The sequence below is a fragment of the Flavobacterium difficile genome (assembly GCF_011392115.1).
Classification (GTDB): domain Bacteria; phylum Bacteroidota; class Bacteroidia; order Flavobacteriales; family Flavobacteriaceae; genus Flavobacterium; species Flavobacterium difficile.
Genome location: NZ_JAAJBT010000025.1, coordinates 1 through 516, shown reverse-complemented (window position 1 = coordinate 516; position 516 = coordinate 1). Strand labels below are relative to the sequence as shown.

The 516-nt window shown below is 38.4% G+C and carries 1 pseudogene; it reads left to right on the top strand.

Annotated elements, in window-relative coordinates:
• A pseudogene (locus tag G4D72_RS13625) lies at positions 1-516 on the top strand (PD40 domain-containing protein); the annotation flags it as partial.

Here is a 516-nt window from a genome sequence, read left to right as displayed (position 1 = left end):
ATGGAGATGTTTACGGTACACCAGAAAACTTAGGGGCAAATGTAAACACAGAAGCTAACGAGAGTTTTCCATCGATTCAGGATGATAACATCTTATTCTTTTCATCTAATGGAAGACAAGGATTTGGAGGTTATGATGTGTTCAAATACAACACTACAACAACTAATGAAAAAGCCACAAACTTAGGCGAGCCGGTAAACTCACAAAAAGACGATTTTGCATTTAGTTACAACTTACAAAAAAATGTAGGGTACTTCTCAAGTAATAGAGAAGGCAACGATGACATTTATCAGGCCAATGCAGTTTGTGGAGTGGATGCTACTGTGGTTGTAAAAGATGCTGAAACAGGAAAATTACTTTCAGGCGCAAGCGTAGCACAGATGAATAGTAAAGGCGTAGAGAAAGGCAATCAGGTTTCAAATGAAATGGGAGAAGTAAAGTTTGGTTTACCATGTGAAGAAGTAGCAAATTTTAATGCGACAAGATCGGGTTATGAAAACGCAACCACAACGATGG